The sequence below is a fragment of the Bifidobacterium scardovii JCM 12489 = DSM 13734 genome (assembly GCF_001042635.1).
GTDB classification, from domain to species: domain Bacteria; phylum Actinomycetota; class Actinomycetes; order Actinomycetales; family Bifidobacteriaceae; genus Bifidobacterium; species Bifidobacterium scardovii.
In genome coordinates this window covers 707,676-733,829 of record NZ_AP012331.1, presented here as the reverse complement: position 1 = coordinate 733,829, position 26,154 = coordinate 707,676, and the positions used below count along the sequence as shown (strand labels likewise).

General features: G+C 63.9%; 17 protein-coding genes, 3 tRNA genes, 3 rRNA genes and 1 riboswitch. Of the genes, 6 read left to right on the top strand and 17 right to left on the bottom strand.

What is annotated here, in order from left to right; translation table 11 throughout:
- Positions 1-76: 76 nt before the first annotated feature.
- Positions 77-1,300 (bottom strand): glycosyltransferase family 2 protein, encoded by a 1,224-nt coding sequence (locus BBSC_RS03025; protein ID WP_033519858.1) that lies wholly within the window; start codon positions 1,298-1,300, stop codon positions 77-79.
- The gene (locus tag BBSC_RS03020) at positions 1,300-2,862 is read right to left on the bottom strand and encodes an AI-2E family transporter (protein WP_033519854.1); all 1,563 of its coding nucleotides are present in this window, start codon (positions 2,860-2,862) and stop codon (positions 1,300-1,302) included. The genes BBSC_RS03025 and BBSC_RS03020 overlap by 1 nt, the downstream gene beginning before the upstream one ends.
- A 66-nt stretch (positions 2,863-2,928) precedes the next feature.
- On the opposite strand from BBSC_RS03020, the gene BBSC_RS03015 reads away from it, so the two are divergent.
- The gene (locus tag BBSC_RS03015; RefSeq protein WP_033519855.1) at positions 2,929-3,807 is read left to right on the top strand and encodes a glycosyltransferase; all 879 of its coding nucleotides are present in this window, start codon (positions 2,929-2,931) and stop codon (positions 3,805-3,807) included.
- Between the two features lie 176 nt (positions 3,808-3,983).
- Here BBSC_RS03015 and fucO read toward each other — a convergent pair whose 3' ends face one another.
- The 9 genes from fucO to galE form a co-directional block, all read right to left on the bottom strand.
- Complete coding sequence (gene fucO / locus BBSC_RS03010; RefSeq protein WP_033519856.1) at positions 3,984-5,135, bottom strand: lactaldehyde reductase; 1,152 nt, start codon at positions 5,133-5,135, stop codon at positions 3,984-3,986.
- Between the two features lie 226 nt (positions 5,136-5,361).
- On the bottom strand, positions 5,362-6,189 hold the full coding sequence (locus BBSC_RS03005; RefSeq protein WP_046726072.1) for a sulfite exporter TauE/SafE family protein: 828 nt from the start codon (positions 6,187-6,189) through the stop codon (positions 5,362-5,364).
- A 657-nt stretch (positions 6,190-6,846) separates the two neighbouring features.
- Positions 6,847-6,963: ribosomal RNA gene (gene rrf, locus BBSC_RS03000) — 5S ribosomal RNA — on the bottom strand.
- A 172-nt stretch (positions 6,964-7,135) separates the two neighbouring features.
- Positions 7,136-10,210: ribosomal RNA gene (locus BBSC_RS02995) — 23S ribosomal RNA — on the bottom strand.
- Between the two features lie 456 nt (positions 10,211-10,666).
- Positions 10,667-12,191 (bottom strand): 16S ribosomal RNA (locus tag BBSC_RS02990).
- Together the 16S, 23S and 5S rRNA genes form the textbook arrangement of a ribosomal RNA operon.
- Positions 12,192-13,773: 1,582 nt before the next feature.
- Positions 13,774-13,849, bottom strand: a tRNA-Phe gene (locus tag BBSC_RS02985).
- Positions 13,850-13,893: 44 nt separating this feature from the next.
- A tRNA-Asp gene (locus BBSC_RS02980) sits at positions 13,894-13,967 on the bottom strand.
- 199 nt (positions 13,968-14,166) lie between these two features.
- Entirely contained in the window at positions 14,167-15,186 is a 1,020-nt protein-coding gene (locus tag BBSC_RS14155; protein WP_231648942.1) for a DUF4190 domain-containing protein, read from the bottom strand.
- A 190-nt stretch (positions 15,187-15,376) separates the two neighbouring features.
- Complete coding sequence (gene galE, locus BBSC_RS02970; RefSeq protein WP_033519860.1) at positions 15,377-16,390, bottom strand: UDP-glucose 4-epimerase GalE; 1,014 nt, start codon at positions 16,388-16,390, stop codon at positions 15,377-15,379.
- A gap of 138 nt (positions 16,391-16,528) precedes the next feature.
- A riboswitch (TPP riboswitch) is annotated at positions 16,529-16,628 on the top strand.
- Between the two features lie 83 nt (positions 16,629-16,711).
- On the opposite strand from galE, the gene BBSC_RS02965 reads away from it, so the two are divergent.
- The 4 genes from BBSC_RS02965 to BBSC_RS02950 all read left to right on the top strand — a co-directional run bounded on the left by BBSC_RS02965 (position 16,712) and on the right by BBSC_RS02950 (position 20,060).
- On the top strand, positions 16,712-17,854 hold the full coding sequence (locus BBSC_RS02965; protein WP_033519874.1) for a phosphotransferase: 1,143 nt from the start codon (positions 16,712-16,714) through the stop codon (positions 17,852-17,854).
- 84 nt (positions 17,855-17,938) lie between these two features.
- Positions 17,939-18,907 carry an ABC transporter substrate-binding protein gene (locus BBSC_RS02960; protein WP_046725964.1) on the top strand — a complete coding sequence of 323 codons (969 nt, stop codon included), beginning with the start codon at positions 17,939-17,941 and terminating at the stop codon, positions 18,905-18,907.
- A 142-nt stretch (positions 18,908-19,049) separates the two neighbouring features.
- Complete coding sequence (gene trmB, locus BBSC_RS02955; protein ID WP_046725965.1) at positions 19,050-19,862, top strand: tRNA (guanosine(46)-N7)-methyltransferase TrmB; 813 nt, start codon at positions 19,050-19,052, stop codon at positions 19,860-19,862.
- A gap of 123 nt (positions 19,863-19,985) precedes the next feature.
- Positions 19,986-20,060 (top strand) — tRNA-Glu (locus tag BBSC_RS02950).
- A gap of 162 nt (positions 20,061-20,222) precedes the next feature.
- Here the strand turns inward: BBSC_RS02950 and BBSC_RS02945 are convergent.
- The 3 genes from BBSC_RS02945 to BBSC_RS02935 all read right to left on the bottom strand — a co-directional run bounded on the left by BBSC_RS02945 (position 20,223) and on the right by BBSC_RS02935 (position 22,380).
- Positions 20,223-20,735, bottom strand: a complete 513-nt coding sequence (locus BBSC_RS02945) for a low molecular weight protein-tyrosine-phosphatase (protein WP_033519861.1) — start codon at positions 20,733-20,735, stop codon at positions 20,223-20,225.
- Positions 20,736-20,859: 124 nt separating this feature from the next.
- On the bottom strand, positions 20,860-21,519 hold the full coding sequence (locus tag BBSC_RS02940) for a dihydrofolate reductase (protein ID WP_033519862.1): 660 nt from the start codon (positions 21,517-21,519) through the stop codon (positions 20,860-20,862).
- Between the two features lie 60 nt (positions 21,520-21,579).
- The gene (locus BBSC_RS02935) at positions 21,580-22,380 is read right to left on the bottom strand and encodes a thymidylate synthase (protein ID WP_171818096.1); all 801 of its coding nucleotides are present in this window, start codon (positions 22,378-22,380) and stop codon (positions 21,580-21,582) included.
- Between the two features lie 195 nt (positions 22,381-22,575).
- Between BBSC_RS02935 and BBSC_RS02930 the strand changes: the two genes are divergently transcribed.
- Entirely contained in the window at positions 22,576-22,989 is a 414-nt protein-coding gene (locus tag BBSC_RS02930) for an OsmC family protein (RefSeq protein WP_033519864.1), read from the top strand.
- A 119-nt stretch (positions 22,990-23,108) separates the two neighbouring features.
- Here the strand turns inward: BBSC_RS02930 and BBSC_RS02925 are convergent, their stop codons facing one another.
- The 3 genes from BBSC_RS02925 to BBSC_RS02915 all read right to left on the bottom strand — a co-directional run bounded on the left by BBSC_RS02925 (position 23,109) and on the right by BBSC_RS02915 (position 26,099).
- Positions 23,109-24,146: a universal stress protein gene (locus tag BBSC_RS02925; RefSeq protein WP_033519865.1), complete on the bottom strand. Its 1,038-nt coding sequence runs from the start codon at positions 24,144-24,146 to the stop codon at positions 23,109-23,111.
- Between the two features lie 190 nt (positions 24,147-24,336).
- The gene (locus tag BBSC_RS02920; protein ID WP_033519866.1) at positions 24,337-25,110 is read right to left on the bottom strand and encodes a C40 family peptidase; all 774 of its coding nucleotides are present in this window, start codon (positions 25,108-25,110) and stop codon (positions 24,337-24,339) included.
- A 251-nt stretch (positions 25,111-25,361) separates the two neighbouring features.
- Positions 25,362-26,099, bottom strand: a complete 738-nt coding sequence (locus BBSC_RS02915) for an NlpC/P60 family protein (protein WP_231648944.1) — start codon at positions 26,097-26,099, stop codon at positions 25,362-25,364.
- Positions 26,100-26,154 lie beyond the last annotated feature (55 nt).

Genomic DNA, 26,154 nt, shown 5'->3' with positions numbered 1-26,154 from the left:
GCGGGACCGCATCCGTGTACACAAATCTCGGCGCGCGCCTCAGCCTCCGCCCGCCGCTACCCGACGCTACCCGCCGTTACCCCTTATGCGCGATGGGTTTCCACTGGGCCTTCGCGAAGATGGCCTGGAACGAGATCGGCACATAGCTGAGCATGTAGATCGGGAAGCTCAGCACATACGCGAACAGCTCCTTGTTCGTCGCGCCGATCTGGTCGCGCTCGGCGATGATCGTCAGCGCGGCGAGCGCCATCATGCCGAGCACGCTCAGCACGATGCCCGACGCCCAGCCGCTCATCGAGGCGATCTGGCTCTGCCAGGTCACGAACCCGAACGCGACGAACAGGCATCCGAGCAGCACGCGGGTGATGCCCAGCACGGTGAACGGGCACAGCAGCAGCGTGAAGTCCACGGCGGAGAAGTCGCGCTCGCGCACCGCGCGCTTGATGAGGGCGGGGCCGTAGTAGCGGAACACCTGCAGGAATCCCTTGCTCCAGCGCAGGCGCTGCCGCCAGCTCTGCTGGAAGGTGACCGGCTGCTCGTCGTAGAGGATCGCGGTGCCGCAGTAGCCGATGCGGTCGCCGTGCAGCACCGAGTCCATCGTGAATTCGAGGTCCTCGGTGAGCAGGTGGAATTTCCAGCCGTTGTTGCGCTTCATGACCTCCTTGGAGAACATGAAGCCGGTGCCGCCGACGTGGCAGCTGTTGCCAAGCCGCATGCGCGAGGCGCTCAGGAACCGCGACTCGCGGATGAACCACAGGGCCGAGCCGGACGAGACCCAGTTATCCGACAGGTTGACCGAGTTGCGGTAGCTGGTGAGGATGCGGAACCCGGCCTGGAAGGCCTTGTTCATCTCCTCGAAGTAGTGCTTGTCGAGGCGGTTGTCGGCGTCGAACACGAAGAACGCGTCGTACTTGTCGGACGCGCCGGACTCGTTCATGCGGTCGAGCAGGTAGGTCAGCGCGTAGCCCTTGCCGATCAGCTGCTTGTTGAAGCGTTCGATGACATGGCAGCCCTTGGACCGCGCGACCTCGGCGGTGCCGTCGTCGCAGTTGTCGGCGACAAGCCAGATGTCGATCAGCTCTCTCGGATAGGTCTGCGTCTGGATGCAGTCGATGAGGTTGCCGATCACCTGCTCCTCGTTGCGCGCCGAGATCAGCACGGCGTAGTGCCGGTCCATCGGGGCCGTGGGGAAGGTGACCGGCTTGGCGAACAGCGAGATGAGGATGCACAGCGCCTGGTAGCCGATGCCGACGGCGCCGACGAGGACCATCAGCAGATCGAGAACGGACAGTAATGCCATCAGCGCCACTTGCTCCTTGGGTTGTCGTGCGTCGTATCGCTTGCGGGGCCGGCCGCCGGGCCGGCTTCCGGTTTGGTTCCGGACGTGGCTTCGGGGTCGGTTCCGCGATCGGTTCCGGGGTCGGGGGATGCGTCATCCGCGCCGGGCTCGTCGGCGCCGGGCCGCGCGTCCGCCGGCTCCGATCCGGCCAGCCCGGCGAACCCAGCCTTGCCCCGCCCGCCGAGCACGCCCTTCGGGATCGCCACCGTTTCCGAATCGTCGAGCTGCTGCGCGGTCGGGCGCCGGTACACCTGCTCGGTCAGCTCCTGCAGCTCGTCGTTGATCGGCACACGGGCGCTCGTGCCCTTCGCCGCGCGCGGCATATGGTCGCTCATCGGCTTGATGACGCGCTCGCTGAACGCCTCGGCGCCTTCCACGACCTTCGATTTCTTTTCCGGATCCGGGTCATACAGCAGCGGCGAGTCGACCAGCTCGTAGCGCTTGGTGTACACCTTGAAAATCGCCTGCAGGCTGGCGGTGATCGGCAGGGCGAGGAACGCGCCGAGCGCGCCGAACAGCGATCCGAACACCAGCACGGCAAGGAACGCGATGGCCGGGTTGAGGTCCATGGTGCGCTGCGAGATCTTCGGAGACAGGATCAGGTTCTCGATCTGCTGGTACACGATGATGAACACCAGCACGCCGACCGCGTACGTCGCGCCGTTGGATCCCCAGGCGAACAGGACCGGCAGCGCGCCGCCGATGTACGTGCCGACGGTCGGGATGAACTGGGATACCACGCCGCAGAACAGCGCCAACGGCAGCCAATAGGGCACGTTGATGATCTCCAGGAAAATCGCCGTGCACGTCGCGTTGATCAGCGCCAGGATCGTGCGGGAAAACAGGAAGCCCGAGATCTGGTCCTGCACGATCGTCCACGCGAGCAGGAAGCGGCGCTGCTGCGATTCGCCGAGCCACTGGCAGGCCGCCCGGCGCATCTTGGGACCGGCCGCGGAGATGTAGTACGTCACCATGTACACGGTCAGCAGGTTGATCAGCACGCTGAAGAGCCCCATCGTCGTGGTGATCGCCTGACCGGCGACGTTGGTGACCCAGGAGGTCTGCAGGTTCTTGAAGATCTCGCCGCCCAGATTGGCGATGTCCGGCATCCTGAACGAGGAGTACTGCTCCACGGCATCCTTGATCTGGTTGTACAGATCCGGCAGGCCGCCGACCATCGAGATCATCTGCTGCACGAACACGCTGCCGAACAGGGTGAGCATCGCGACGACGATCACCGTCAGCCCCAGCAGGGTCACCGCCGAAGCCGCGCCGCGCTTCCAGCCGTGCCGGACCATCATCACCACCATCGGTTCCATCGCCAGCGCGAGGAACATCGAGATGACGACGTCGAGCACCACGTACGACACCTCGCCCCACGAGCGCCATACGAAAATCGACAGGAACACCGCGATGGCCGCGTACAGCAGGCCCCGCCCCCACCAGTCCGGCGGCCGGCGCGAGTCCCCCTTGGCCGGAAACACCGATGCGAAGTCAATCCTCTGTTCATCCTGTTGCGTCATGGCTCCCTATTCTATCGTCCCGCCGGCACGTCGCCGTCGGTAGCCGCGAAAATGTATGCTGTAAGCATGCTGAACGTTTCGATCATCATTCCGGCCTGGAATGAACAGGACAGGATAGCTGACTGCCTGACCAACGCGATCCGTCAGACCGTCATGCCCCATGAGGTGATCGTCGTCGACAACCGGTCCACCGACGACACCACCGGCGCGGTTGAGCGGTTCATGGAGGCTCATCCCCAAGCGCCGATCCGGCTGCTGCATCAGGACGCCGAACAGGGGCTCATCCCCACGCGCAATTTCGGGCTGAACGCGGCGACCGGCGACGTGCTGGGCCGCATCGACGCCGACTGCATGCTCAAGCCCGACTGGGTCGAGGTCGTGGCCGGCATCTTCACCGAGGACGCCGAGGCGATGGGGGCCACCGGCCCGGTGGTGTACTACGACATGCCCGGCAAGCGCGTCGGTCTCATGGGCGACGACCACGTGCGCAGGCATACGTACCGCGCGGACGGCGGGCAGGTGCTGCTGTTCGGCTCGAACATGGCGCTGCGCGCGACCGCATGGCACCGCATCGCCGACGAGGTGTGCCCCGACAAGGAAGACGTGATGCACGAGGACATCGACGTCTCGCTGCACCTGCTCGGCCTGGGGATGAAAACCGTGTATTCGCAGCGCATGATCTGCGGCATCTCCGCCCGGCGCATGGACACGTCCTTCAAATCGTTCCACAGCTACATGCGGCGGTTCAGAAACACCTTCGAGGCGCATCCCGAGCACTGGCGCGAGCACCGCTCGGAGCGGCGCCTCTACGCGATGTACCCGTGGCTGCACGCGCTGTACCCGGTATACCAGAAGCTGCTCGAGGCGCAGGACGTGAACCCGGCGGAGCAGGTCTGGTTCAAGGAGCAGATGGAGCTCGCCAAGCGCGAAGGCGAGGACCTGTAAACCGAGAGGCGCCCCTCTCTGAGGGGAGCTGGCCGCGAAGCGGACTGAGGGGAGTAAAACCGTGACGACTGACGGTTGAGGGGAGTGAAAGCGGCATGTTCCGCTTTCACTCCCCTCAACCGTCAGTCGTCACGGTTCGGCCCCGTCGGGGCCGGCCGGATCACATCAGCGAAGTATCACATCAGCGAGGTGTAGATCTTGAGGATGTCCTCTTCGGTGGCCTGGCGCGGGTTGCCCGGCGTGCACACGTCGTTGAAGGCGTCATGGGCCAGCGGGGCCAGATCGGCCTCGGTGGCGCCGACCTCGGAGATCGTGGTCGGGTTCTTCAGGTCCACGGTCAGCTGGTGCACGGCCTGCACGGCCTCCTCGCGCACCTTCTCGAGATCGCCGGTGTAGGCGTCCTCGACGCCGAAGGCGTCGGCGATGTCGCGGTACTTCTCGCCGGTGAAGTCCTTGTTGTACTCCATCACCGGGGCCAGCAGGATGCCGTTGGCCACGCCGTGCGCCACGCCGAGGCGGCCGCCCAGCGGATGGGCCATGCCGTGCACCAGGCCGAGGCCGACGTTGGAGTACGCCATGCCGGTGATGTAGCTGGCGTAGGCCATCTGCTCGCCGGCCGGAATGTCACCGTCGGCGGACTTGGCCAGGTTCTTGGCGATCATGCGGATCGTCTGCATCGACAGGCAGTCGGACAGGCTCCACGCGCCCGGCGTGATGTAGCCCTCGATCGCGTGGGTCAGGGCGTCCAGACCGGTGGCGACCTTGAGGCCGCGCGGCATCGTGTCGGTCAGATCGGGGTCGACGAAGGCGACGATCGGGATGTCGTGCGGGTCGACGGCCACGAACTTGCGCTTGTTCGCGGTGTCGGTGACCACGTAGTTGATGGTCGTCTCGGAGGCGGTGCCGGCGGTGGTCGGCACGCCGAAGATCGGGACGGACGGGTTCTTGGTGTCGGCCACGCCCTCGAGGGACAGCACGTCGGCGAACTCCGGGTTCGCGGTGATGATGCCGATGCCCTTGCAGGTATCCTGCGGGGAGCCGCCGCCCAGACCGATCAGGAAGTCGGCGCCGGACTCGGCGAACTTCTTCACGCCGTCCTGGATGCACTCGACCGGCGGGTTCGGCTTGACGTTGTCGAACACCTCATAGGGCAGCCCGGCCTCGTCGAGCACATCCGTGACCTTCTTGACGGTGCCGGTCTTCAGCAGGATCGGATCGGTGACGATGAACGCCTTGGTGAAGCCGTGCGACTTCGCGACGGCCGGGATCTCCTTGATCGCGCCGCGGCCAAAATACGCGGTCTGATTAAAGATCATGCGGTATACCATAACTGGTTCTCCTTCGAAACAGCGACTGCAACGGGCGCCATGCCCATCCGTGTCCCTTGTGTACGTGGACGGTTCCTATCGTACCCGCAAAACTGGGAACATGCTGGTAACGCTAACATAAAAAATTGCGGTTTCTCGTGGAGATCACGGCATCGTGATCACCCGACGATTGCCGCCCTGGGCGTGGCGTGACCGGTTCCGTTGGGACGGCCCGAATACGGGGCAATCAGTCGGCGGATTCCGCGCGGCTGCGCTTCGTCGCCTTGATCGCGGTCCAAGTGCTGCGGACCGCCAGAAAGGCCAGCCACAGCGCGAACAGGACCGAACCCTCGCGCGGCGATATCCAGCCGGCGATCATCGTGCCGAGCGGCGCGGTGACGATCGCGCAGCAGCCGATGATCAGGCCGCTTTTCAAATGGACGATGCCGCGCTTCCAGTTGGCCACCGTGCCGGAGATGGCCCCGGGGAACATGACCAGCAGCGACGTTCCGCGCGCCATGAGATCGCTGGCTCCGAACAGCAGGGACAGCGCCGGCATCATGATCGCGCCGCCGCCGATGCCGAGCACGCCGGCGATGGCTCCGACCACCACGCCCAGCAGCATCAGGAACACGCCGGACCAGAAATGCAGTTCGAGATGGCCGTCCCGCGGAGGAGTGAACGAGAGCTGCTGGAAGATCACGAAGATCAGGAACACCACCCAGACCCAGCGCAATACGACTTCGGGCAGCCGATTGAGCAGCAGGCTGCCGAGCTGGCTTCCCGCGATAACGCCGATGGCCAGCAATGCGGCCGCCAGCCAGTTGACGTTGCCCTCGAGCGCATATGAGACCACGCCGGAGATCGACGTCGGGACGATGGCCGCCAGCGAGGTGGCCGCGGCGTGGCGCTGGCTCAACCCCAGCCACACCAATGCCGGCACGATGATCGTGCCGCCCCCGATGCCGAACAGCCCCGATAGCAGCCCACATGCCAAGCCCACGCAGACCAGGACGATGATGCCCCGCTTGGTCAGCTGATTCGTCTGGTTGGTGATCTTCTCGCTCTTCGTCACACGCGATACTCTATCCCCGCCGCGCCCCGTTACGCGCCGGCTGTCCGTGTTATGGCACAATGCAAGCACGATCAGCCCCGTTAATCCGTCGGTTGCTGTTTGTGGTTGGTCGTGTCCGGTGTGTGACAGGCTGGTCCCGTTGTCGTCCGGTTCGTGTCCGCCCCCGTTCGACCGGTCTCGTCGTCCGATGCTTGTTGTGATGATTGACCGTGTCCCGTGCGTGACGAGTCGATCGCTCCCGTCGTCGGTGTCTGGTCGTGTCTGGTGTGTTGTGGTGTTGGTCGTTCTCGTCGTCGGATGCTTGCCGTGGTGGTTGTTCGTGTTCGGTGTGTGGCGGTCTGGTCCCGTTGCCGTTGCCCGTTGGGTTTCCGCCCCGTCCGGCCGGTATCGGCGCCGTGCGCGTGGTGTGTGGTGCGCGCGGTGTGTGGTATGTGTGTTCGTGCCCCCGCTGGCGGGGGCTGGCGGCGCAGCCGCCTGGGGGTGGTCCCACGCCGCCCGCCGCGCCTACGCTGTTTTCGGCTCCCCTCTTGGAGGGGAGCCGGCCGCGAAGCGGCCTGAGGGGAGAAGGACCCCCACACGGGAGAGGATCCGGGCGCATGGGCTCGCATACGCGAAAAGCCCCGACACCAAGTGGTATCGGGGCTTTTCTTACGTGTGATGCGGCGGTGTGCTACTCTCCCACACCCTGTCGAGTGCAGTACCATCGCCGTGCCAGGCCTTAGCTTCCGGGTTCGGAATGGGACCGGGCGTCTCACCTGGGCCATGACCGCCGCAAATCTTCAATTCTCACGGCCATCCTGTAAGGGATGCCGGTCTTGTGGTGGTTCGGGAACCGGATAGTGGACGCGAGTTCCATGACTTGTGTTTGACCGCAAGTGACGTAGTGTTCCTTGCCATCAATCGTTTCCCGCAATAAAGACTCATCGAACCCCCGCAAGGGGGGTTTGCGTGATTGCCTTTCGTCCGTTAGTACCGGTCAGCTCCACCCCTCGCGGGGCTTCCACGTCCGGCCTATCAACCACGTGTTCTGCATGGGGACTACAGGCACTCGAGGGTGCCACGGAATCCTGATCTTGGAGGAGGCTTCCCGCTTAGATGCTTTCAGCGGTTATCCCTTCCGAACGTAGCCAACCGGCCGCGCCACTGGCGTGACGACCGGCATACCAGAGGTTCGTCCACCCAGGTCCTCTCGTACTATGGGCAGGTCTCCTCAAGATTCCAACGAGCGCAGAGGATAGAGACCAAACTGTCTCACGACGTTCTGAACCCAGCTCGCGTGCCGCTTTAATCGGCGAACAGCCGAACCCTTGGGACCTGCTCCAGCCCCAGGATGCGACGAGCCGACATCGAGGTGCCAAACCATCCCGTCGATATGGACTCTTGGGAATGATCAGCCTGTTATCCCCGGGGTACCTTTTATCCGTTGAGCGATGCCGCGCCCGTGCGCCGGCACCGGATCACTATCTCCGACTTTCGTCCCTGCTCGACCCGTCGGTCTCGCAGTCAAGCTCCCTTGTGCGATTACACTCAACACCCGATTGCCAACCGGGCTGAGGGAACCTTTGAGCGCCTCCGTTACTCTTTGGGAGGCAACCGCCCCAGTTAAACTACCCGCCAGGCACTGTCCCTGACCAGGATGACTGGTCGAGGTGAGACATCAAACGAGAACAGAGCGGTATTTCACCTTGCGGCTCCACGGATGCTGGCGCACCCGCTTCGAAGCCTCCCGCCTATGCTACACAATCCGCGCCTAATGCCAATACCAAGGTATAGTAAAGGTCCCGGGGTCTTTTCGTCCTTCTGCGCTTAACGAGCATCTTTACTCGTACTGCAATTTCGCCGAGCTCCTGGTCGAGACAGTGGGGAAGTCGTTACGCCATTCGTGCAGGTCGGAACTTACCCGACAAGGAATTTCGCTACCTTAGGATGGTTATAGTTACCACCGCCGTTTACCGGGGCTTGAATTCACCGCTTCACCCCAACAAAGGGGCTGACGGATCCTCTTAACCTTCCGGCACCGGGCAGGCGTCAGAGCGTATACAGCGGCTTGCGCCTTCGCACGCTCCTGTGTTTTTGGTAAACAGTCGCTACCCCCTGGTCTGTGCCACCCCCAACAGCTCCCCGGGCAAGCCGGTTCACCATCAGGGGCCTCCCTTATACCGAAGGCACGGGAGTAATTTGCCGAGTTCCTTGACCAGGATTCGCTCGATCGCTTTGGTATTCTCTACCTGACCACCAGTGTCGGTTTGGGGTACGGGCGGCACAAGCCCTCACGCCGAAGCTTTTCTCGGCAGCATGGGATCACCGGATTCGCGCCCAACGGCGCCCATCATCGCACCTCACCCTCGCGCCCCCCGGATTTGCCTGGGGGACGGGCCGCGTGCTTGACCACGGAAAACCACCTCCGCGGCCGGCTACCCTCCTGCGTCACTCCTGCGCTGACCTACTACAAGGACCGGTCCCAACACCACCACGCATCCCCCTCCCGAAGGAAAGGTAAGCCCGGGGGCGGAGGTTAGTACTCCAAGCCTCGGTTTTGCCGGTCTCATGCCGGTACGGGAATATCAACCCGTTCATCCATTCGACTACGCCTGTCGGCCTCGCCTTAGGACCCGACTCACCCGGGGACGACGAACGTGGCCCCGGAACCCTTGGTCATCCAGCGGCGGGGATCCTCACCCCGCTTTCGCTACTCATGTCTGCATTCTCACTCCCGCCAAGTCCACGGCCGGCTTGCGCCGCCGCTTCGCCCCTGACAGGACGCTCTCCTACCCAGCACGCCAAAGGCATGCTGCCGCGTCTTCGGTGGTGTGCTTGAGCCCCGCTACATTGTCGGCGCGGAACCACTAGACCAGTGAGCTGTTACGCACTCTTTCAAGGATGGCTGCTTCTGAGCCAACCTCCTGGCTGTCTATGCGACTCCACATCCTTTCCCACTTAGCACACGCTTGGGGACCTTAGACGACGATCTGGGCTGTTTCCCTTTCGACGACGGAGCTTATCCCCCGCCGACTCACTGCCGGGATACGCATCACGGGTATTCGGAGTTTGGTTGCTGTTGGTACCCAGTACGGGCCCGCAAGCATCCAGTAGCTCTACCCCCCGGATGTAATGAATCCGACGCTGCACCTAAATGCATTTCGGAGAGAACCAGCTATCACGGAATTTGATTGGCCTTTCACCCCTAACCCCAAGTCATCCCCCCGGTTTTCAACCCAGGTGGGTCCGGTCCTCCACGCGGTCTTACCCGCGCTTCAACCTGCTCAGGGCTAGATCATCCCGCTTCGGGTCCAGGACACGCGACTCAAAACGCCTTTTAAGACTCGCTTTCGCTACGCGTACCCCACACGGGTTACGCTCGCCACATGCCACTGACTCGCAGACTCATTTTTCGATAGGCACGCCGTCACCCCGAAAGGCTCCGACGGTTTGTAGGCGCACGGTTTCAGGAACTGTTTCACTCCCCTCCCGGGGTGCTTTTCACCTTTCCCTCACGGTACTAGTACGCTATCGGTCGGACAGGAATATTTAGGCTTACCCAACGGTCTGGGCGGATTCACGCGGGATTCCACGAGGCCCGCGCTACTTGGGAAAAACGACCGGCAGACCATGCGCGTACGGCTACGGGGCCATCACCCTCTGCGGCCCGGCATCCAATCCGGTTCGCCTCGCACACGGTTTTATCACTGCCGCCAAGCCCGCCGGAGGCTCGGACGCATTCTCCCACAACACCACGCGCGCAACGGCCGGCGCCTATCACACGCGCGTGGTTTGGCCTGATCCGCTTTCGCTCGCCACTACTCACGGAATATCCTTTCCTGCAGGTACTGAGATGTTTCACTTCCCTGCGTACCCCCCGGCCAAAGCCGGTGACCACCCATGACGGTGGCCGGGTTCCCCCATTCGGAAATCCTCGGATCAAAGCCCGCTCGACGGCTCCCCGAGGCTTATCGCAGCCCGCTACGTCCTTCATCGGTCCTGTCCGCCAAGGCATCCACCACACGCCCTTGCAAGCAACCCAACACGGATCAACCCGCAACAAGCCCACGGCGAAAAACGCTGACGACAAATCATCACACTAAACGATCACAAAACGATCAAACAAAAACCCACGACCAGCAACAACAAGAAGCCGGCCGGAGTCATTGAAATCACAGAACAGGAAAACACCAACAACGGCGTTCTCCCGCTCGCGTCCACTATCCAGTTCTCAAACCACCACGCACCCGCCGAACCAACCGCACGCGAACCAACGCGCCGGCGATCCCGCGGGGCCGACAGACCGCGCCGGGAAACCAATCCCGGGGTGGCGGTCCGGGAACCCAAAAGCATGCCCGCACCACCCCACGGGCCACCCCACGACGGGCGGACCCACAAGCCAACGACCATCTTCCACACCAGCAACCCCCGACCGGCCGGACCATCCGGCCCCGGGGGCACACACCGTCGGACAAACATCCGACCGAATTCTCCGTAGAAAGGAGGTGATCCAGCCGCACCTTCCGGTACGGCTACCTTGTTACGACTTAGTCCCAATCACGAGCCTCACCTTAGACGGCTCCACCCCTCACGGGTTAGGCCACCGGCTTCGGGTGCTGCCCACTTTCATGACTTGACGGGCGGTGTGTACAAGGCCCGGGAACGCATTCACCGCGACGTTGCTGATTCGCGATTACTAGCGACTCCGCCTTCATGGAGTCGGGTTGCAGACTCCAATCCGAACTGAGACCGGTTTTCAGGGATCCGCTCCATGTCGCCATGTCGCATCCCGTTGTACCGGCCATTGTAGCATGCGTGAAGCCCTGGACGTAAGGGGCATGATGATCTGACGTCATCCCCACCTTCCTCCGAGTTAACCCCGGCGGTCCCCCGTGAGTTCCCATCCAAAATGCTGGCAACACGGGGCGAGGGTTGCGCTCGTTGCGGGACTTAACCCAACATCTCACGACACGAGCTGACGACGACCATGCACCACCTGTGAACCCGCCCCGAAGGGAAGCCCCATCTCTGGGGCCGTCGGGAACATGTCAAGCCCAGGTAAGGTTCTTCGCGTTGCATCGAATTAATCCGCATGCTCCGCCGCTTGTGCGGGCCCCCGTCAATTTCTTTGAGTTTTAGCCTTGCGGCCGTACTCCCCAGGCGGGACGCTTAACGCGTTAGCTCCGACACGGAACCCGTGGAATGGGCCCCACATCCAGCGTCCACCGTTTACGGCGTGGACTACCAGGGTATCTAATCCTGTTCGCTCCCCACGCTTTCGCTCCTCAGCGTCAGTAACGGCCCAGAGACCTGCCTTCGCCATTGGTGTTCTTCCCGATATCTACACATTCCACCGTTACACCGGGAATTCCAGTCTCCCCTACCGCACTCCAGCCCGCCCGTACCCGGCGCAGATCCACCGTTAAGCGATGGACTTTCACACCAGACGCGACGAACCGCCTACGAGCCCTTTACGCCCAATAATTCCGGATAACGCTTGCACCCTACGTATTACCGCGGCTGCTGGCACGTAGTTAGCCGGTGCTTATTCAACAGGTACACTCAACCGAAGCCTTGCTCCCTGCTAAAAGAGGTTTACAACCCGAAGGCCTCCATCCCTCACGCGGCGTCGCTGCATCAGGCTTGCGCCCATTGTGCAATATTCCCCACTGCTGCCTCCCGTAGGAGTCTGGGCCGTATCTCAGTCCCAATGTGGCCGGTCGCCCTCTCAGGCCGGCTACCCGTCGAAGCCACGGTAGGCCATCACCCCACCGTCAAGCTGATAGGACGCGACCCCATCCCACGCCGATAAATCTTTCCCAACACGCCATGCAGCATGCTGGACCATCCGGCATTACCACCCGTTTCCAGGAGCTATTCCGGAGCATGGGGCAGGTCGGTCACGCATTACTCACCCGTTCGCCACTCTCACCAACCAGCAAGCTGGCCGGATCCCGTTCGACTTGCATGTGTTAAGCACGCCGCCAGCGTTCATCCTGAGCCAGAATCGAACCCTCCACAAAAAAACATGAAAAGCATCCGAAAGATGACTCACAAACTATTTTCCAAAAAAGAAAATGACAGAAGAATCCTATAAGGAAGGATCCTCACACTAAAAACCTCACTCCAATTCAACCCCTCCCAGGGAACCCCACCACAAGGCAAGGCTTGGAATGAACTGGCAATCATTGACTATAAAGAAGTAGTACAAACACACTCTTGAGTTCTCAAACCACCACCACACCAGCGAACCGGACCCCGAACCAACCAAGGAACCAGAACCCGCCGCGCCGGGCAGCAAGAGATAAACTTACACGAAACCACCCACCAGCGCAAACCGACATCATCTGCAACATCGCAAACCATTGAAAACATTGACATCCATCGGCGTGTCGAAAATTGCGAAAACAGCGCTTTCCGATCCCATATCACAGCCTTTTCTCCCGCCTGCAGGCCAAATTTTCTTCGCATCCGGGCGTGTCGCGCTTCTTGCCCGTCCGAGACGGACGAATGCCGTCATCCAAGCATCCAAGCATCCAAGCATCCAAGCATCCAAGCATCAGTTTCCATCCGGAGCATCCATATGCCCGGCATGGGCCAATGCGCGCATCCGATCCAATAAGCCTTGTGCCCAGTTACAACCGTAAACCGGCACAATCACATCCGCGCATCCCCGCTGGCATACGGTCCCCTACTCAACCAACCACGACCGCAAGCCAGCATGCGCCTCCGCATCCATGCTGGCATCCAGCCTTTTACGCGGCCAATAGCAACCGCAAGTCAGCAGCATGCCCATCCGCACCGGTATATGGCCTGCCCATATACGTGCGAATGCGCCAGGACGTGGTCGCGCCGATGGAGCAACCACGTCGCAATACACACTCGAACACCCACCAAGCGGCGGTTTGGCTATGGGCCAGACGATCCAACCCGCTCAGGTATCGCCGGGTGAGGCAATGCCATGAGCGGCTCGACGGGCCACCCCGCGTAAAGAAACATGGCAAAGCGCACGTCGTACAGGGTATATGACTTGCCCCGCCTAGCTATGGCCAAGCGAGGCAATGCAATTACACACTCGATGATCCGCCCCGAGTATAGACGCGCAACAAAGCGCAATCCCCACAGGATATACGATCCACCTCGCTCAAATACCCGTCAGCGGAGCAACACGAATACAGGCCCAACATTCCGCGCCACATGCAGAGCGCGACAAGGCCCAACTTCCACTCGGTATACGATCCACCCCGCTCAGACGCTTCTCAGCGGAGCAACACGAATACGGTCTCAACATCCCGCACCCCATACAGCACACAGCAGAGCACGATTCCCACAGGATATATGCTTCGCCTCGCTCAAATACCCGTCAGCGGAGCATCTCGCCCACAGGCTCGACAACGAGTCCCGTTCGGAAACCGGGTTACAGGAACTAAATGTGGTGTTTATGTTCCGGGTTTAGTCTTGTGTCAGTAGGCGTGTCGGGGTGGTTTTAATACGACGCCGCATTAAAACCCGCCGGTTCGGCCGCCCCTCGCCTGTTCCATGGGTATATGAGGACAAAACGAAAACCCCGCAAGCCTTGTGATGCAAGACCTGCGGGGTTCCGCGTGGTGGCTCCGAGCGGCATCGATCCGCTGACCTAACGATTTTCAGTCGTTCGCTCTACCAACTGAGCTACAGAGCCATGGAGTTGAAAAAACCCGGAGGATCCGGGTTCATCGCTTCCAGCGACCCCGGCCGGACTTGAACCGGTGACCTCCGCCGTGACAGGGCGGCGCTCTAACCAACTGAGCTACGGGGCCGTGTTGATCCTCACTTGTGCGAGGCAACGAGTAGTTATATTACAGATATCTCAGCCACACGCAAATCACGGCGTGTCGCCACTCGCGAAGCCGTGCCGGCGACCCGTCCGCCAAGGCGCCGATCCGCGCGATCATGCGGAAATCGCCCATCCGAAACCACTCGCTCCGACAATCACCCGCGTGGCACCATGCGAGCCGGTCACTCCCCCAGCACGTCACCCAGCGACGCTCCATACTCCACCGCGTACCGCCCATCGGCATTGGCGAACGCGCCGGAAGCCGACTCCCGCGGGGCAACGGCATCACCGGAAGCGCCGTACGCGCCGGCATATTTGGCGGAGAAATCATCGGCGTAATCGTCCCACGCATCCGAGCCGTCGCATTCGCCGTCCATCGAATAGGAGCAATCGTCATACATATAGGACCGATCGTACGGATAGTTGGACACCGCGTTGATCGCCCAGCCGATGAACATGATGATCAGGATGAGCAGCACGGTGTTGATCGCCCCGATGACGATGCCGGCGACCGACAGTCCCTTGCTCTTCTCCCGGGATTTGTTGATCTGCACCAGAGCCACGATCGAAAGCACCAACCCCACCGGCGGCAGGACGAACGCCAGCACAAAGCCCACGATGCACATCACGTTCCATTTTTCATAGGGCGCCATGTAACCCGGCACGCCCTGCGGAGGATAGGGCTGACCGGCAGCCGGATATCCGTACTGCGGCGGATAGCCATACAGGTTGCCCTGCTGACCGGCCTGTCCCGCATACGGCTGCCCGCCTTGCTGCGCGTACTGCCGACCATCGTCGCCCGGCCCGCCATACGCCGGCCCGCCCGGCCGGCCATATGGCACCTGACCGTAAGGCTGCTGACTGTAAGATTGCCGGCCGTAGGACTGCTGGCCGTACGCCTGACCATACCCCACCTGACCGTCCGGGCGACCGCCCGGTTGACCGCCCACCTGACCGTATGCCGGCTGTGCGGGAGACGGCTGAGCGGAAGGCGTCTGCGCATAGGAAGACTGCCCGCACCCCGCCTGCGGCGCGGATGGAGCCGATTGGGAGAAGGAGCCCGGCTGACCGGATGGATTCGATGGATTCGACTGGGAGGACCGCCCCTGCTGGCCCTGCGCCTGATCCCGCGCTTGCCCCCGTGCCGGCCCCTGCTGGTCGTACGGCACCTGCGGATCTGAATTCGGAGTGGTATCGCTCATGGCTTCAAGTCTACGCCCGGAAAAGCACGGGACGCAGCCGGTTTCCCGGACTGCGCCCCGTAATCTCAGTCAGCTCAATCACCGCCTGATCGCGGCTCGACGAGCCGTTCGCTCACCGCGCAACGGGCGACCGCCGGCCGCCGAATGGCGGACGACGGCACACCCGCCCCGCGGCGGAACGGCGACGCCGCTAGTCGACCTGCTTCCAGGTGGCGACGTCGATGTGGTGCTCGGGGTTGGCCTGCCACGCATCCCATGCGGACTTGACGATGTCCTCGACATCGTACTTGGCGTGCCAGCCCATCTCCTCGTTGATGCGCTTCGGAGAGCCGATGAGGTGCGGCGGATCGCCGGCACGGCGGGCCATGACGGCCTCGGTGAACGGCAGGCCGGTGACCTTCTTGACCTCGTCGACGATCTGGCGCACGGAGGTGCCCTCGCCGGTGCCGACGTTGAAGGCGTCGTACTTGCGCTCGTCGCGGTCGAGGTACTTCAGGGCGGCGATATGCGCGTCGGCCAGGTCGGAGACGTGGATGTAGTCGCGCACGCAGGTGCCGTCCGGAGTCGGGTAGTCATCGCCGAAGATGGCCGGGGCCTTGCCCTGCTTCAGGCGGTTGAACAGCATCGGGATGAGGTTCAGGATGGCCGGATCCTCAAGCTCGACGGGGCCGCAGCCGGCCACGTTGAAGTAGCGCAGCGCGCAGAAGCGGATGCCGAACGGCTGCTCGCAGGCGCGGGCCATCCACTCGCCGAAGAGCTTGGTCTGGCCGTAGGGGTTGATCGGCAGCATCGGCACCACGTCCTCGGGCACCACATCGACCGGCGGCACGCCGTAGGTGGCCGCGGAGGACGAGAAGACGAGCTTCTTGGCGTTCTTGGACTTGGTCATGCCGGTGAGCACGTTGAGCATGCCGTTGATGTTCTGCTGGTAGTACCACAGCGGCTTCTCGACGGATTCGCCGACCTGCTTGCGCGCGGCGAAGTGGATGACGGAATCGACGTCTTCGGCGTCGAGGATCTCGGCGAGGCGCTCGCCGGCGCCCGGCGCGGCGATGTCCATGCCGTACAGACGGGAGCCTTCGATGCGGGTGGGCTTGCCGTAGCTCAGATCGTCGACGACGACGACCCGTTCGCCGGCCTCGTGAAGCGCGTGGACGACATGGGCGCCGATATAGCCGCACCCACCAGTGACGAGAACTGTCATGTCTGGCCTTTCGATTGTTCAGTGGGCTCCTGCGAACAGAGGCTACCATTCGAACCTTTGTTCACTTTTGCTCTGATTTGTTACTTTTTGTACAATTTGAGTATAGCACGTTGTACACGCTTCGGCCTACTGTGTTTTTCCATCAGACACGGGGGCTCATACGAGCTGAGAGGGGACGATCCCGACCGTAGAACGTGATTCGGCTAGTACCGGCGAACGAAGTCTCAGGTCCGCTTGCGCGCCACCAACGTCACGCGCCGCACGGGCCACGGATCGCCGTCGATCCGCACGATGGGGTCCGCCCAACGAAAGGACTTCGTCATGGAGAACGCCGACAACGACCCGCAGCTGGACATCGTCGCGCAGCGATGGCCCGACGTGACCCTCGACGAGGCGGGCCGCGTGCTCGCGGCGCTCGCCGAGCCGATGCGCGCGCAGGAGGTGCTGGCCCATAGCGGGCGGCCGACCGCGTCCGGGTCGACGGTGCGCACCGATCACGGCGACGTATTCATCAAGCGCTACGACCGCTCGGTGCGCGATACGCCGTCCATACTCCCCTATCACCGGTTCGTCGCGCATCTGGCGAGCGCCGGCATGCCGTGCCCGGCATTCCTCGAATTCGACGAGCACGCCGCTCCCGGCGCGCTGCGGACCACGCTCGCCGTCGGGCCATCCGTATATGAGGTCTGCCCGCGGGCCGACGGCGAGGACCGCTATGCCGACGCGCTGACCTGGGATCCCCCGCGCAGTCTCGCCGAGGCGGAGGGGCTGGGCGCCCTTCTCGCCCGCATCGCGCTCGCGGCCGCATCCTTCGACGAGCCCCGGCCGGAATCCGTCTCGCCGTTCCAGGACCGTTTCGGCCTGTTCGCCAGCGACGACCTGGACGCCGCGCTGGAGGACTGGCTGGCGCAACGCCCTTCGGTGGCCCGATATCTCAAGGACACGCACCGCGATCTGCGCCGTGATCTGGCGGAGCACCGCCGACTCTCGGAACGCATCAGCGGCGCCTACCATCAATTGCCGTCCTGCTGGACACACGGCGACCCGCATGTGTCGAATTTCCTGTGGCGCGGCGACGCGCCGTCCGCGGCGTTCGACTTCGGCCTTGCGGACCGCAACGCGGCCGTGTTCGACTTGGTGGAGGCGCTGGAGCGCAACGCCATCCAATTCGTGCAGATCATGAATGGGGACGACACCGCCTGCCGGCCCGACATCGCCGGCGCGATCATCCGTGGATACCAGCGGGTGCGCCCGCTCGGCGACAACGAACGCGCGTTGGTCGCCGACATGCTGCCCGTCGCCCAGGCGGAGGCGTCGCTGAACTGGATCGGCTACTACGCCGACGGCACCGGCCGCGCCGACGATGCGGCGTGGTGCTATGACGTGTCCCTGATCGCGCACACCGCATGGTTCTTCCGCCCCGCCGGGCGCGCGTTCCTCGACGCCGTGCGCGCCGCCCTGTAGGAGATCCCAGCACGGCAACGCGGCTCCCGCCCCCGCCTTTCCGATTCCCAACCAATCAACCCCCACAATCAAAGGAGAACACCCATGCTCAGAGTCCGTCTGGAATATGTGCATCCCTGGACCAACCACGCCGGCATGTACCTGGCCCGCGAGCGCGGCCTGTACGCCGAGCGCGGCATCGACGTCGAGTTCACCAGCGGCGACTTCTACCGCGGCGACCCCGCCTACCTGCTGGCGCGCGGCGAGGTGGACATCGCCCTGGTGCGCCTCAACCAGCTGCTGTTCCACCAGCAGGGCGAGTCGTCGCTGCTCTCGTTCGCCGTGATGAACCAGTGCCAGATCGGCGGCATCATCACCAACAAGTCCACCGGCATCACGCGATTCCGCGACCTGGAGGGCAAGCGCGTCTGCATCCCCATGGGCGTCAAGCGCCTGTACACGGAGCTGCAGCAGGCCGTCGAGAAGGACGGCGGCGACTTCTCCAAGCTGATCACGATCGACCCGGGCGAGTGGGAGCCGGATATCCGCTCCGTGGAGCGCGGCGAATTCGACGCGTTCATCAACGTGGCGTGGTGGGAGCCGTACCAGGGTTCCGAGCCGTTCGACCAGCTGGTCGTGCTGCCGTTCGACGCGATCGACGTGGCGCCGCACCACTCGTACTTCGTGTCCGTGCGCCGCGAGATGCTCGACCGCAACCCGCAGCTGGTCCGCAACTTCGCCGAGGCGACCGCGCAGGGCTATGCGATGGCCAGGGAGGATCCCGCGGCCGCGGTGCACGCGCTGCAGCCGCCGCTGTGTCACATCGACCCGAAGGTCATCGCCGCCTCGCTCGAGGCCGTGACCCCGTCCTGGTTCGACGCCGACGGCAACTGGGGCACCGCGAACATCGACATGGTGCGCAGCTACACGACGTGGATGGCCGAGAACGGGCATCTGAACGTGCAGCTCGACCGCGCGCTCGCCTCGATCGACGGCGGATGCATCACGAATGCGCTGCTGCCGCACTCGAACGACCCGATGCCGCAGCCGCTGCACCTCGAGGAAGCCGTCTGATCCGACCGCCGGGCAGCGGCCGGCCCGCCGCCGGCGAACCGCGCACCGCGACCCATCCACCATTCGCCCGCGAACCGACCGCGTCCCGTCCCCACACGGCGGGCCCCGGTCCCGTTCGCGGGCGAACGGTATAAATGGGAGCATGACTACTCAAGATGATGACAAGCCGGCGCTGTACGGCCGCAAGGTGCTGTCGTTCGTCCGCCGCTCGGGCCGCCTGGACGACCGTCTGCAGCGGGCATGGGACCGGTACGCCGACCGATACCTGCTGGACGCCGCGGCGGGCGAGGGCTCGCTGAACGTGCGCGACGACGTGCGGTTCGACGCCGACTTCGTGCGGAACGCATGGGGCAACGACAATCCGCTGATCGTGGAGATCGGCACCGGGCAGGGCGAGAACATCGTGGCGGCCGCGGCCGCGCGCCCCGACGTGAATTTTCTGGCGCTGGAAGTGTACGACCCCGGCGTCGCGCACACGCTGCTGCTGGCCGGCAAGCAGGATCTGGGCAACATCCGCATCGCGCAGGTGAACGCGCCCGAGCTGTTCGCGCATGCCGACGCCGGCGTGGTCGGCGAAGTGTGGACCTTCTTCCCCGACCCCTGGCCCAAGATGAAGCACCACAAGCGCCGCATCGTGCAGCCGGAGCTCGCCGCGAGCGTGCGGCACGCGCTGGCGGACGGCGGGGTGTGGCGCATCGCCACCGATATCGAGGACTACGCGCTGCATGTGCACGAGGTGATGGACGGCATCGCCGGGTTCGAGAACGCCGGCGGGCTGACGGTCAGCCTGCCGACCGGGCACGTCGGCAAAGGCAACGCCGAACTCGCCGCGGACATGCCGCACGCCGACTTCGCCGAATCCGAACGCTTCGGCGGCCGGGTGCTCACCAATTTCGAGAAGAAGGGCCTCGCCGCCGGCCGCACGATCCACGACTTCACCTATCGCGCGGTGTGACGGCGTGTCCGGATGCCGGGAGGAGCGCGCCCGGCGCCACGCTCCTCCCGGGCGCGCCAGCCGCATAGCGACACGCCGATTTGCGCAACCTAGGGCGCTCGCGTATCATCAATCAAGTTGTCCGCCCCCATCGTCTAACGGTTAGGACACCAGACTTTCAATCTGACAACGAGAGTTCGACTCTCTCTGGGGGTACCAACCCGAAAAGACCAGCCGCGGCTGGTCTTTTTTCGCCTCCGGGCACTGCCCGCCCTCACGTCTTACCCGCCCCGGCCAAGCATCCCCGGAACCGTCCCAAAACGATGGGTGCCCGACTCCCCACAAGAGGAGACGGGCACCCGGACTCGGCCGCCGCAACCGTTACAGCTGCGTCTCGACCCAGTCGACGATATACGGCGCGACTTCCTTGATCTGGTCGATGGCGACCTGGAACTCGCGCGGACCGCCATACCACGGGTCGACCAGATCGATGGCGTCCTCGCGGCCGGGGGTCACCGCAGGCAGGTTCGGGTCGAAGCTGCGGTACATGTGCACGCTGCCCCGCTTGTCGGCGGGCAGCTGGCGCAGCAGGGCGCGCATGTGCGAGGCGGTCATCGGCAGGAAGAGATCGCTCTCCTCGATTTCCTCGCGCGTGATCCGGTGCGCGAAATGATGCGTCGGAATCTCGTAGCCATCGGCCTTGAGCACGCGCACCGCGCGCCGGTCGATCGGGTTGCCGTACTCCTCGTCGGACACGCCGCTGGACATCACGCGCACGCGATCGGCAAGCCCGCGGCTTTCGAATTCGGCGCGCAGGATGATCTCGGCCATCGGCGAGCGGCAGATGTTGCCGGTGCATACGGTCATCACGGTATACGGGTGATCTTGCGTCATCGGTAGTGCAAACTTTCTCTTGCGATCCGCCCACGGCGGCCGGATACGTGCGGACGGGCGGCTGACGGTCGGCCGGCCCAAGGCGAGATGCCCGGAGCCGGAGCCGGCGGTCAGCGGAAGCCGTTCAGCGGGCCTTCTGATAGGTGACGAACTGGTACGCCGCCACATTGCCGCTCAGGTCGGCGGGCTTCCTCCATGGGCTTTCGCCCACGACATGCCACATGCCGGAGTCGACCATGTCGCGCAGCGACGGCGCATAGGCGTCGGCGTCCACCACCGCGTCCAGCAGCGTCACGTACGCCTTGGACGCCAGCGGCAAGGCCTGGCGGAACAGCTGCGCTCCCCCGATCACCCAGATCTCGCTGCGATCAAGGCCGTCGTCGGGAATGGCCTCCTGGCGGGCGAGGTCGAGCGCATCGTCCAGGCTCTCCACCACCGTGGCGCCCGGCGCATGGTAATTCACGTCATGCGATATCACGATGTTGTCGCGGTTCGGCAGCGGGCGGTACTTGGCCCCCAGGGACTCCCACGTCTTGCGGCCCATGATCACCGGGTGCGAGACGGTCAGCTCCTTGAAGTGCTTCATGTCCTCGGCCAGGTGCCACGGCATGCCGCCCTCGAAGCCGATGGCGCCGGCGCGACCTTCCTTGTCGCGGGCCTCGGCCCAGATAAGATTCACCGAGAAGGTCTTGGGGTAGTCATCGCCCCAATCCTCGGCGGTTTCCAGCCCGGCAGATCCGGGCTCGGGTTCGTGATAGCCACTGCGGCTACTATCATACTCCATTTCATTCACTCCTTGGGATCGAACTGGGTCAGAAGTCTAATAGACGCCTCAGACCGTGCGTCAGACCGCCACCGGCGCCTTGATCGAGGGATGGTGCCGGTAGCCGACGATCTCGAAGTCCTCGTACGCGTAGTCGAACAGCGAATCGGCCTTGCGGATGGCGATGCGCGGGTACGGGTACGGGTCGCGCCCCAGCTGCTCGAGCACCTGATCGACGTGGTTGTCGTACACATGGCAGTCGCCGCCGGTCCAGACGAATTCGCCGGGCTCGAGCCCGGCCTGCTGCGCGATCATCAGCGTCAACAGCGAATACGAGGCGATGTTGAACGGCACGCCGAGGAACATGTCGCAGCTGCGCTGGTACAGCTGGCAGCTCAACCGCCCGTCGGCCACGTAGAACTGGAACAGGGCGTGGCACGGGGGCAGCGCCATGTTCTCGACCTCGGCCGGATTCCACGCGGTGACGACCATGCGGCGCGAGTCCGGATGGTGCTTCACCAGATCGAGCACGTTGCTGATCTGATCGATGGTGCGGTTCGGATCCTCCGGGGTCGGCGCCGGCCAGCTGCGCCACTGCACGCCGTAGACCGGGCCGAGATCGCCGTTCTCGTCGGCCCACTCGTCCCAGATGTGCACGTTGTGCTCCTGCAGCCAGCGGATGTTGCTAGAGCCCTTGAGGAACCACAGCAGCTCATAGGCGATGCCCTTGAAGAACACCGTCTTGGTGGTCAACAGCGGGAAGCTGTCCTTCAGATCGAAGCGCATCTGCTGGCCGAACAGCGAGATCGTGCCGGTGCCCGTGCGATCGGACTTCAGGGTGCCTTCGGTCAGGATCCTGCGCACCAGATCCTCGTACGGCATGGGAATGTCCGTTTCGGGGCGCGCCGGGATGCGGGATCGGATATCTGCGAGCTGTTCTTGAGTTAAAGCCATGCGCACCAGTGTACCAATCCGACTGTCTGTTGAGCGGCTACGCGCATGGCACAACGTTTTTGGGATAGATTAGTCAGTGGACGGGCGCGAGGGGCGCGACCGCGCAATGCACGAGGAGGCATTATGGGCAAGCGACTGTGGGTCGAGCGCAACAAGGACGGTTCATGGGACGCGTTCAGCGACGACGGCGCGCACATCAAGTTCGGCAAGGGCAAGGGCGTGTTCACCCCGGGCGACCTGGTCAAGATCGCGCTGGCCGGCTGCGCGGCGCTGTCGAGCCAGTTCGCCATCGAGCACACCCTCGGCGAGGGCAAGGGCGCACGCATCGTCGTGGACGGCACGTATGACGCCGACAGCGACGCCTACATCAACTTCAACGAGCAGCTGGTCGTCGACGCGACCGACGCCGATCTGAGCGACGAGGACGCGGACAAGCTCAAGGAGCGCATCACCCGCCATGTGGACAAGGGATGCACCGTCAAGCACACGTACGTCCAGGAGACGCCGGTGCGCATGGACGTGACGATCCGGCGCTAGCGCACACGGAACCGGCACCGAAACATACGACGGCGCCATAAGCAGTGAGGGGGCGTGGAGACTCGGTCTCCACGCCCCCTCACTGCTGTATCGGGTCTGCCAAGCGCTCCCCGCGGCCGCTACTGGCGATCGGGATCGATCTTGGCCTCGATGGTCTTGGCGACCTCGGCGTCCGCCGTGGGCACCGCGATCTCCTCGACGCCGCTGATCTCCTCGAGCGACTTGACCGGCACTTCGGCGGGCGAGCTCGGCACGGTGTCAAGGCGGCTTTCGGCCGCCTCCACGTACTTGCGCGGCACCACATACACCGGGGTGACCGCGTGCTGCAGCAGCCCCTGGCTGGTGGAGCCGAGCAGCAGGCCGGTGAATCCGCCGCGCCCGCGCGAGCCGACGACCACGACGTCGTGGTCGTAGCTGGCCTTGGTCAGCGCGGTGACCGCGGAACCGGGCACGACCGACTTGTTGATCTTGAGGTCCGGATGCGCCTCCAGCAGCGGCTTGATGCGCACGTCGAGATCCTCCATGTAGGATTCCATCACGCCGCTTTCGCCATCGATGCCCTGCACCTTCGGCACGGCGGAGATCACGTCGAGCTCGGCGCCCCACGCGTCGGCGAAGGACGCGGCGATCTCCAGCGCCTTGAGGCCCCACTTGGACTCGTCGGAGCCGACCGCCACCTTGGTGATGGTGTTGTTCAGGTGCATCAGGTTGCCGTCGTCGTCGGTGTAGGGCACCACGACGATCGGGCAGTACGCATAGGCCGGCAGCGACGAGGACGTCGTGCCGAGCAGGCGCTCGGCCAGACCGCCCTTGCCGCGGTTGCCGATCACGATCAGGTTGTAGTTGCGGGACAGCTCGACGAACACGGACGCCGGATCGCCGGTCACGATCAGCGTGGCCGCCTCCACGCCCTGCTCGTCGGCGATGGCCTTGGCCTTCGACAGGATCTCCTGCGCGTCGCTGTGCGCCGCATTGTCGTCCCCCATCGCGGTGTACGTGGCGTCGAAGGACACCGCGGCATAGCTCGGCAGTGAGTATGCGCACACGATCTGCAGCGTCAACCCTGCATGCTTGGCGTAGTTCGCGGCCCACCATGTGGCCTTGTAGCTGGCGTGGGAACCATCGACGCCAACAAGAATGGCCTTGTCGTTGATCATGACGACCTCCTTACGTTATCGGCGCGACCATGCGCCGCCTTCACTCTCAACAATACCCGTTTTCGCCGTATATGCGTGTTTTTCCATACGAAAAAACGTGAGCGGCGTACCCCCACGGGGACGCCGCTCACGTTACGGACACGGATGCCGCGCATCCTGGCAGCCGACGGGAGACCGCCGGCATACCGGCTTACAGCACGCGACGGATGGAATACCCTCCGTTGAACACGCCAAGACCGGTGATCTGGGTGCCCTGCGCCGGATTCAGCGCATTGACCACCAGACCGTTGCCGATGTAGATGGCCGCGTGGGCGGAATTGGCGATGATGTCGCCCGGCTGCGCCTCGGCGATGCTACCGACCGCGGTGCCGACCGCCGCCTGCGCACCGGAGGTACGCGGCAGGCTGATGCCGAACTGTGAGTACACATAGGCCACGAAGCCGGAGCAGTCCCAACCGCTGGGGGAGGAACCGCCGTACACATAGGGAGCCCCGACAAACTGCGAGGCATAGGAGGCCACGGCCTGCGCGCTGGCACTGGCCGGGGCGGACACCGCGCCGGAGGACGAGGACGAAGATGAGGACTGCGAGGACGAGGACAGCGTCTCACGCTGCGACGAACGGCTCGCCGCCTGAGCCTGCGCCTGAGCCGCGGCTTGGGCCTGCGCCTCGGCAGCGGCCTGGGCTGCGGCCTCCGCGGCCGCCTTGGCGTCCCTTTCGGCCTGGGACTCGGTCTGCGGCACGTCGAGGTTCTCGACGCCGCCCCAGTTCTCGTTCTCACCGGCACTGGTGGACGTGGACTCGGCGAACAGATTCTTTCTCACGGACTGCGTCTTCGGGAAGGAACGCGAAGAGGTCACGACGGCATTATCGTCCGCAGCCTCGGCGGACGGCACCGTGAAGGCAAACACACAACTCGCGGCTGCAACCGCCGCGAACAGAGAGATACCACGTTTCGTATTCATCGAGACGACAGCCTAGCACAATGGGCTCCCATATCCTCGGGCGATCTCACGAATGGCCCGATGAACGATATCTCCCGCGGGCGGACGCGGCGATCCCATGACGGTGCCGCGGCCGCCTCCGCGGCGATACGGCGGCAATGTGGCGTTAATACGACGAAGCGGCATCCGCATCGGATGCCGCTTCGTCTTGCATACTGTCTTGCATGCCGTCGTGCACGCCCGGCCGGGTCCGGCCGGACGTCGCCGCCGACTCAGAACACGCGCACGACCATATCGGGGTTCAAGGTGCCGGCGATGGCCACGGTGCTGCCGTTCCAGCCGCCGTGGATGGCCTTGCCGCCGCCCACGTACAGCGCCACATGGTCCCAGTGCGCGCCGCCGTTCCAGCCGCCGGTGTACCGATAGATAAGGATGTCGCCGGGCTTGAGCGTGCCATCGGTGACCTGCTGGCCGACGCTGGCGTACTCCTCGGGATATCCATGGAAGTTGATGCCGGCCGCGGCGAGTGCGGCGCTGACCAGCGCGGTGCAGTCCATATGCTGCCCGATCAACGCGTACGCGGCGTTGACCATCGAGCCGGCGCTGCCGGAAACGGAGGAATCGTCAACGGTGTAGCGCTGCTGCACGGATGCGCGCTGCTGGCTGCGGCTGGCCGCCTGGGATTGGGCTTGCGCCAACGCCTGCGCCTGCTCCTGCTCGGCCTTGGCACGGGCCTGCGCCGCGGCGGCCTCAGCGGCCTCCTGATCACGCTCCGCCTGGGACTTGGTCTGCGGCACGTCGAGGTTCTCGACGCCACCCCAGTCGGTGTTCTCCTCGACCGCGGTGGAGGCGTGCTCGGCGAACAGGTCTTTGCGGGCCGAGACGACGGAGGGGAAGGAACGGGAGGACGTGACCGCGCTGGTGGTGGACTCGGTACCGTTGATGTCGGCATTGGCTGACGGTACCGCGACGACGGATACGCACAGGGCTGTGACGATGGTCGTGAGCATGGACGCAATCGTTGATTTTGAGCTCATAGTTCACCGACTGTAGCATAAGGGCATG

Excerpts from the sequence above, each read along its gene's own strand:
- BBSC_RS03025 (WP_033519858.1), bottom strand. The coding sequence starts at position 1,300 with ATGGCATTACTGTCCGTTCTCGATCTGCTGATGGTCCTCGTCGGCGCC.
- BBSC_RS03020 (WP_033519854.1), bottom strand. The coding sequence starts at position 2,862 with ATGACGCAACAGGATGAACAGAGGATTGACTTCGCATCGGTGTTTCCG.
- BBSC_RS03015 (WP_033519855.1), top strand. The coding sequence starts at position 2,929 with ATGCTGAACGTTTCGATCATCATTCCGGCCTGGAATGAACAGGACAGG.
- fucO (WP_033519856.1), bottom strand. The coding sequence starts at position 5,135 with ATGGTATACCGCATGATCTTTAATCAGACCGCGTATTTTGGCCGCGGC.
- BBSC_RS14155 (WP_231648942.1), bottom strand. The coding sequence starts at position 15,186 with ATGAGCGATACCACTCCGAATTCAGATCCGCAGGTGCCGTACGACCAG.
- galE (WP_033519860.1), bottom strand. The coding sequence starts at position 16,390 with ATGACAGTTCTCGTCACTGGTGGGTGCGGCTATATCGGCGCCCATGTC.
- BBSC_RS02965 (WP_033519874.1), top strand. The coding sequence starts at position 16,712 with ATGGAGAACGCCGACAACGACCCGCAGCTGGACATCGTCGCGCAGCGA.
- BBSC_RS02960 (WP_046725964.1), top strand. The coding sequence starts at position 17,939 with ATGCTCAGAGTCCGTCTGGAATATGTGCATCCCTGGACCAACCACGCC.
- trmB (WP_046725965.1), top strand. The coding sequence starts at position 19,050 with ATGACTACTCAAGATGATGACAAGCCGGCGCTGTACGGCCGCAAGGTG.
- BBSC_RS02945 (WP_033519861.1), bottom strand. The coding sequence starts at position 20,735 with ATGACGCAAGATCACCCGTATACCGTGATGACCGTATGCACCGGCAAC.
- BBSC_RS02940 (WP_033519862.1), bottom strand. The coding sequence starts at position 21,519 with ATGGAGTATGATAGTAGCCGCAGTGGCTATCACGAACCCGAGCCCGGA.
- BBSC_RS02935 (WP_171818096.1), bottom strand. The coding sequence starts at position 22,380 with ATGCCGTACGAGGATCTGGTGCGCAGGATCCTGACCGAAGGCACCCTG.
- BBSC_RS02930 (WP_033519864.1), top strand. The coding sequence starts at position 22,576 with ATGGGCAAGCGACTGTGGGTCGAGCGCAACAAGGACGGTTCATGGGAC.
- BBSC_RS02925 (WP_033519865.1), bottom strand. The coding sequence starts at position 24,146 with ATGATCAACGACAAGGCCATTCTTGTTGGCGTCGATGGTTCCCACGCC.
- BBSC_RS02920 (WP_033519866.1), bottom strand. The coding sequence starts at position 25,110 with ATGAATACGAAACGTGGTATCTCTCTGTTCGCGGCGGTTGCAGCCGCG.
- BBSC_RS02915 (WP_231648944.1), bottom strand. The coding sequence starts at position 26,099 with ATGCTCACGACCATCGTCACAGCCCTGTGCGTATCCGTCGTCGCGGTA.